Source organism: Pseudomonas sp. HP_14 (assembly GCF_055283875.1).
The window spans coordinates 67,997-74,915 of sequence record NZ_JBTOQI010000016.1 but is presented as its reverse complement, the minus strand read 5'-3'; the positions used below and the strand labels follow the sequence as shown (position 1 = coordinate 74,915).

The following is a 6,919-nucleotide window of genomic DNA, read 5'->3' as shown; positions in this document are numbered from 1 at the left end:
CGATAGCGTCGGGTCAGGTAATGAACTCCTTGACTGACCCGACGCTATCGCGAGCAAGCTCACTCCTACAAAAGGCCACCGACACTCATAAAATTGTGGTGGTTCAAGACTTTTTACCTGGACACAAAAAAAACCGCCCGGTGATTAACCGGGCGGCTTCAGATGCTACGCAAGCAGGCTGACTTATTTGCCAGTCCACTCCTTCACGCGATCAGGGTGCTTGGCGACCCAATCCTTGGCAGCTGCTTCTGGTTTGGCGCCGTCCTGTATAGCCAGCATGACCTCGCCAATTTCATCCTTGGACTTCCACTGGAATTTCTTCAGGAACTCCACCACTTCCGGTGCCTTGGTGGCCAGCTCTTTGCTACCGATGCTGTCAACGGTTTCAGCAGCACCATAGACGCCCTTCGGATCTTCAAGGAATTTGAGCTTCCACTTGGCAAACATCCAGTGCGGTACCCAGCCGGTCACTGCGATGGACTGCTCCTTGCCATAAGCACGAGTCAGCTCGGCAATCATGCCCGCCCCCGAACTGGCCTGCAATTTGTAACCATCCAGCCCGTAAGCCTTGATGGCTTCATCGGTCTTGAGCATCACGCCCGACCCCGCATCGATACCGGTGATTTTCTTCTTGAAGGAATCATCCGTCTTGAGGTCTTCAATGCTGTTGGCTTTCACGTACTCGGGCACGATCAAGCCAATTTTGGCGTCCTTGAAGTTGGAGCCATAGTTCACAACGTTGTCTTTATTCTTGGCCAGGTACTCGCCGTGGGTAACAGGCAGCCAGGCCGACAGCATCATGTCCAGCTTGCCCGTCGCAACGCCCTGCCACATGATCCCGGCCGCCACTGCCTGGAGTTTCACGTCATAACCCAGCTTTTGCTTGATGACTTCAGCAGCGACGTTCGTGGTCGCGACGCTGTCGGACCAGCCATCGACGTAACCGATACTCACTTCTTTGGCATGTGCCAGCGTGGAACTGACAGCAAGCGCCAGAGCAGCACTCACGCCCAGGATTTTTCGCATTTTCATCGTTACTTCCCCGGTAGTCTCGCGCCCGACAATAAGGTCAGGCATCGTTAACGTTTTTATAAAGACCGCAGTCCGCGCCCAGCCTTGGAGCACTGCGCACTTTTTCACGCCTCAATGACTCGACGAATGATGGCCAGCATCGTATCGCCCCTTGATCATCAACCTGTGGAGTAATACGACATGCTCTGTCAGCGACATCAAGGCACGGAGAAACGACACCTGAGTGCCATCAGCGACAACCTTGTCGTAAAAGGCGGGCAGTTCCGTCCGAAATTTGCATGTCAAACGACACCCCCTCCCTGTTAGCGATAAAAGACCTGTCTCTTGTTGAAGTGCAGCGCATCGAGGCATTCGACTCGCCTTCTCATCGGCCGCTACCGGGTAACGCTTTTCAATGACAGGAGTGTTACCGCGAGGTCAGCAATCGCTGTAACAGCGTGTAACACGGGAACATAATCACCACCCCTGCACCGACAAAGCAAATATTGAAAATCACAAGCTATTGATTTTAATAGGATTATTAAAGTTGGCACAGACCCTGCTATATCTCTGGCATAACAAGAATAAAAATGCAGTACACCTAATAAGAACAAGACGTATCGGCTCTGACATAACAAGAACAAAGGCACAGAGACGCAGCTAACAGATTTTTTTGGAGTGGATCAGCTTCACAGAGGCGCCTTCGGGCTCTCGCAACCGGGCAGAGAACAATAAAACTACCTTCAGGTAGCTCCCGAACTGGTTGGATCGCAAGGTCGAAGTAAGGTCAGCGCTCAAAAAAATACGTTTGCTCTTGATCCCGGATGGGGATCGAACAAGAACGCAGTAAAGGGAGCGGTCGCCAAAAACAACAACAGGCCACCCTAAAACAATAAAAAAAGAGCACGTAAAACCATTTAAAGGGGAGCCCAGGCTCCCCTTTATGCTGTCTGGAGTTTGTGTGGGCCAGACCAATCGCTCTCCTATCACACAACAGCTAATCCTTTAAATTGAAACGCCCCTGTAGGAGTGAGCTTGCTCGCGATTGCAATCGACCTGTCAAAAAATAGCTCGCCTGATTAAACGCTATCGCGAGCAAGCTCACTCCTACAGGGATCCCGTGCAGACAGCCACACCGCATGCCGCGTAACGCAAGCCCTCCGCAAATCCCGCCCATTCATTTTATAAACGATAAAAAAGCACACTGCTGCTCCCCTGACGCCAGAGAACGTGTATTGTCTCGAACTATTTACAAAAGGTTCGCTGGCGATTACGGCACTTTGGCACTACACCAATGGTCATAGCCCGCGTACCTCATCAGCACTTCTTTCCCAAGGGATCTAGTCATGCTCCGTTTCCTGCGCTTTGCTGCCGTCATTGGTGGCCTCTGTTTGAGTGCGTCCGCTATGGCGGTCGATGTCGACCCCGCCACGTATGGCTATCCTCTAAAGAACCCATTCGAAGCAACCATTGCTACCACGCCTCCCGACATGCGTCCGGAGCTGCCAGCAGACGATGACATCGATCAGGACGACTACACCCTGAATCTGCGCCCGGAGCGCGAGTTCACGCTGCCAGATAACTTCTGGGCCGTGAAAAAGCTGCGTTACCGCATGGCCAGACAAGACCATGCCGCGCCACTGATCTTTCTGATCGCAGGCACCGGCGCGCCTTACAACAGCACCATCAACGAATTCCTCAAGAAGCTGTACTACGGCGCGGGCTACCACGTTGTTCAGCTGTCTTCGCCAACCAGCTATGACTTCATGAGCTCGGCCTCGCGTTTTGCAACCCCGGGTATCTCTACTGAAGATGCCGAGGACCTGTACCGCGTAATGCAAGCGGTACGCGCGCAACAGACCGAACTGAAAATCACCGACTTCTATCTGACGGGCTACAGTCTCGGCGCGCTGAACGCAGCATTTGTCAGTCGTCTGGATGAAACCCGCCGCAGCTTCAACTTCAAGAAAGTCCTGCTGCTCAACCCGCCGGTCAACCTCTACACCTCGATCTCCAACCTGGACAAGCTGGTACAGACCAACGTCAAGGGCATCGATAACAGCACCACCTTCTATGAGCTGGTACTGGCCAAACTGACCCGTTACTTCCGTCAGAAGGGTTACATCGACCTCAACGACGCGTTGCTGTATGACTTCCAGCAGTCCAAGCAGCACCTGACCAATGAACAGATGGCGATGTTGATCGGCACCTCGTTCCGCTTTTCATCGGCCGATATCGCGTTTACCTCTGACCTGATCAACCGTCGCGGTCTGATCACGCCACCGAAATTCCCGATCACCGAAGGCACCAGCCTTTCGCCGTTCCTGCGTCGCGCGCTGCAGTGCGACTTCGACTGCTACCTGACCGAGCAAGTCATCCCGATGTGGCGTGCCCGCACCGATGGCGGCAGCCTGCTGCAACTGGTTGATCAGGTCAGCCTGTACGCGCTCAAGGATTACCTGCACACCAGCAAGAAGATCTCCGTCATGCACAACGCTGACGATGTGATTCTGGGCTCCGGCGACCTGGGCTTCCTGCGCAAGACATTCGGCGATCGCCTGACCGTTTACCCTTACGGCGGCCATTGCGGCAACATCAATTACCGCGTCAACAGCGACGCCATGCTGGAGTTCTTCCGTGGCTAAACGTCTTTTACTCCTCGCTGCCCTGCTCTGCGCAGGGACCGTTCAGGCTGCGGACCCGGTCGTCGACAGCAATATCGCCGAACACCCGGCCACTGTGCTGCGTCAAGACGATGCTGACGGTTTTACCCAGCCGCTGAAATCGCTGCAGTTCAACCCGGGCCTGGATCAACGGGAATTTGAACGCGCCACGCTGACCGCACTGGAAGTCTATGACCCGCTTGAGTCCTGGAACCGACGCGTCTACCACTTCAACTACCGTTTCGATGAGTGGGTTTTCCTTCCGGTGGTCAACGGCTACCGCTACGTGACCCCAAGCTTCGTGCGCACTGGCGTGAGCAACTTCTTCGCCAATCTGGGTGAAATTCCTAACCTGCTGAACAGCCTGTTCCAGTTCAAAGGTCAGCGCTCGCTGGAAACCACAGGTCGCCTGCTGGTTAACACCACCATCGGTGTCGTCGGCCTGTGGGACCCGGCAACCAAAATGGGCCTGCCTCGCCAGAACGAAGACTTCGGCCAGACTCTTGGTTTCTACGGTGTACCGGCCGGTCCGTACCTGGTCCTGCCGCTGCTAGGCCCGTCCAACCTGCGTGACACCGGCGGCCTGCTGTTCGACTTCACAGCCGAATCGCAGATCAACTTCCTCAACGTGGCACAGGTCAGCAGCGATCACCCGGAACTCTACCTGTTGCGGGCGATTGATCGTCGCTACACCACCAGCTTCCGCTACGGTCAGATGAACTCGCCGTTCGAATACGAGAAAGTGCGTTACGTCTACACCGAAGCCCGCAAGTTGCAGATCGCCGAGTAACACCACGGCGAAAAAAAACGGCCAGCCGGAGCGATCCGGCTGGCCGTTTTTGTGTGAGCAATGGGAGGTAAACCTGTGGCAGCGAATTCATTCGCGAATAGGCAGGTACATCCACTGCATCTCTAGCGCCTGGGAAGCAGTCTTCGCGAATAAATTCGCTCCTACCGTCATTATTTACATCCACAAACCTGATTAGTTACCCGCAAAATCATCACCCATCAATCGGCCAAACAGGCATAGCATGGTCGCCATTGATGAGGAGAACGCCATGAGCCAATTTCGTAAAGTGCTTTCGATCCAGGCGGGTCAACCCGCGTCGGACGGTGCCGGGGTAAAACTGACGCGTGTATTTGGTGGGCCAGGTGTCGAGCAGTTCGATCCGTTTCTGATGCTTGATGAGTTCGGTTCCGACAAGCCGGACGATTACATCGCCGGCTTCCCGCCACATCCGCACCGTGGTTTTGAAACCGTAACCTACATGCTCGAAGGCCGTATGCGTCATGAAGATCACATGGGCAACGTCGGCCTGCTGCAAGGTGGCGGCGTGCAATGGATGACCGCTGCGCGAGGCATTATCCACAGCGAAATGCCTGAGCAGGAGGAAGGTGTGATGCGCGGCTTCCAGCTGTGGCTGAACCTGCCAGGCAAGAACAAGCTCAGCGACGCCAGCTATCAGGACATCCAGCCGGAGAACATCCCGCGTCTAACGACCCAAAACGGTGTTGACGTAGTGGTGATCGCCGGTCAGTTCGACGACGGCCAAATCCAGCAAGCGGGTGCAGTGCAACGTCCAGACACTGAGCCGCAGTATTTCGACTTTCACATGCCTGCCGGTAGCAGCATCAGCCCGAAGATTCCCCAAGGGCATCTTGCGTTGCTGTATGTCTACGAAGGCAGCCTGGAGCTAGCCGGTCATCCGCAGAGCGTCAGTGCCAGCCGCATGGTGCGACTGACCGGGGAAGGCGAGCTGCAACTGAACACCAAAGACGGTGCCCGAGTGTTACTGATCGCAGGCAAGCCACTGCGTGAGCCGATCGTGCAATACGGACCGTTCGTGATGAACACCCGGGAAGAGATCGAGCAGGCGCTGCGGGATTTTCGGGATGATCGGTTGACGGCTTGAGGAATTGTGGCTGAGGCAAACCTCTGTAGGAGTGAGCTTGCTCGCGATAGCGGGTCATCAGTCGAACCATTATTGGCTGAACTGACGCTATCGCGAGCAAGCTCGGTCCTACAGTTACAAGGCATGATCTGAGTTCACGGCAACCGCAAAAAGCGCTTCAGCTGTTCGCCCTGAGCGATAGCGTCATGGCGGCCCAGTTCGATCAACTCCCGACAGTAACCCGCTTCAAACAGCAAATAGCTGAGCACACTGGCGCCACTGGTCTTGGTGGCTCCGGGGCCACGCAGAAAGGTGCGCAGCGCGCGGGGCAGTTCATGGCGGTGGCGTGCAGCGATCTGGTCGATCGGCTGGCTTGGGGCGATGATCAGGACTTCCACCGGAGCCAGCCCCTTCTGTCGCACCCGATGCTCGCAGGGCAGCAGATCACTGACCAGATTCATGCGCTCCAGAACTTCAATGTCACTTTCAAGGTTGTCAATGAACGTGCTGTTAAGCATGTGTCCACTAATCTGCGCCAGAGTAGGCTGCTTGCCGTTCGTGACCCGTTGCACCTGCCTGTTGGCATCGGCGCCGCGCGGGTTGCCGCTGACACCGACGACCAACACGCGATTGGCCCCCAGATGCAATGCCGGGCTGATAGGTGCGGATTGACGCACAGCGCCGTCGCCGAAGTATTCCTGATCGATCTTGACCGGCGCGAACAACAGCGGGATCGCCGAACTGGCGAGCAAATGGTCGATGGTCAACTGGGTCGGTACGCCCAGGCGCCGATGGCGCAGCCACGGATCGATGGTGCCCTTGCCTTGGTAGAAAGTCATGGCGTGGCCCGACTCGTAACCAAAAGCGGTGACTGCCACGGCGCGCAGGTGTTTGGCTGCGATAGCAGCATCGATGCCTTGCAGATCCAGCCGCTCGGTCAGGAGATCGCGCAGCGGCGAGCTGTTGAGCAAGGCGACGGGCACTTGGGAACCGATCCCCAACAGGCTGTTGCCGAAGAATCGGCCAGCCTGACTCATCACGCCTGGCCAGTCGCTACGCAGCACCTGATGGCTACGAAAACCCTGCCAGAACTCGGTCAACTGATGAATAGCGGTTCGAAAATGCAATGCGCCGCTGGCCAGTTTGACGGCATTGATGGCACCCGCGGAGGTACCGACGATGACCGGAAACGGATTGGGTGCTCCAGGAGGCAGCAAATCGGCGATCCCCGCCAACACCCCGACCTGATAAGCAGCTCTCGCCCCACCACCAGACAGAATCAACCCGGTAACGGGTTCTACATCATTCACAGCATCCATTGCGATGACGGGTTCAAGCATTTAGCTGCGCCTC

General features: G+C 55.9%; 6 protein-coding genes. 4 read left to right on the top strand and 2 right to left on the bottom strand.

Annotated features, from left to right (window positions below):
- Positions 1-182: hypothetical protein (locus ACYASS_RS13100; protein WP_463586444.1), on the top strand; the 182-nt coding region annotated here is incomplete at its 5' end.
- Position 183: 1 nt separating this feature from the next.
- Here the strand turns inward: ACYASS_RS13100 and ACYASS_RS13095 are convergent.
- Positions 184-1,032, bottom strand: coding sequence for a glycine betaine ABC transporter substrate-binding protein (locus tag ACYASS_RS13095; protein ID WP_463586443.1), 849 nt, complete (start codon positions 1,030-1,032; stop codon positions 184-186).
- Positions 1,033-2,357: 1,325 nt separating this feature from the next.
- On the opposite strand from ACYASS_RS13095, the gene ACYASS_RS13090 reads away from it, so the two are divergent.
- The 3 genes from ACYASS_RS13090 to ACYASS_RS13080 all read left to right on the top strand — a co-directional run bounded on the left by ACYASS_RS13090 (position 2,358) and on the right by ACYASS_RS13080 (position 5,587).
- Positions 2,358-3,656 carry a serine/threonine protein kinase gene (locus ACYASS_RS13090; protein ID WP_463586442.1) on the top strand — a complete coding sequence of 433 codons (1,299 nt, stop codon included), beginning with the start codon at positions 2,358-2,360 and terminating at the stop codon, positions 3,654-3,656.
- Positions 3,649-4,464: an MlaA family lipoprotein gene (locus ACYASS_RS13085; protein WP_122667460.1), complete on the top strand. Its 816-nt coding sequence runs from the start codon at positions 3,649-3,651 to the stop codon at positions 4,462-4,464. Before ACYASS_RS13090 ends, ACYASS_RS13085 begins: the two co-directional genes overlap by 8 nt.
- Before the next feature lie 268 nt (positions 4,465-4,732).
- A complete protein-coding gene (locus ACYASS_RS13080) occupies positions 4,733-5,587 on the top strand; it encodes a pirin family protein (protein WP_463586441.1) in 855 nt (284 codons plus the stop codon).
- A 134-nt stretch (positions 5,588-5,721) separates the two neighbouring features.
- On the opposite strand, the gene ACYASS_RS13075 is transcribed toward ACYASS_RS13080, so the two are convergent.
- Entirely contained in the window at positions 5,722-6,906 is a 1,185-nt protein-coding gene (locus ACYASS_RS13075; protein ID WP_463586440.1) for a patatin-like phospholipase family protein, read from the bottom strand.
- Positions 6,907-6,919 lie beyond the last annotated feature (13 nt).

Excerpts from the sequence above, each read along its gene's own strand:
- ACYASS_RS13095 (WP_463586443.1), bottom strand. The coding sequence starts at position 1,032 with ATGAAAATGCGAAAAATCCTGGGCGTGAGTGCTGCTCTGGCGCTTGCT.
- ACYASS_RS13090 (WP_463586442.1), top strand. The coding sequence starts at position 2,358 with ATGCTCCGTTTCCTGCGCTTTGCTGCCGTCATTGGTGGCCTCTGTTTG.
- ACYASS_RS13080 (WP_463586441.1), top strand. The coding sequence starts at position 4,733 with ATGAGCCAATTTCGTAAAGTGCTTTCGATCCAGGCGGGTCAACCCGCG.
- ACYASS_RS13075 (WP_463586440.1), bottom strand. The coding sequence starts at position 6,906 with ATGCTTGAACCCGTCATCGCAATGGATGCTGTGAATGATGTAGAACCC.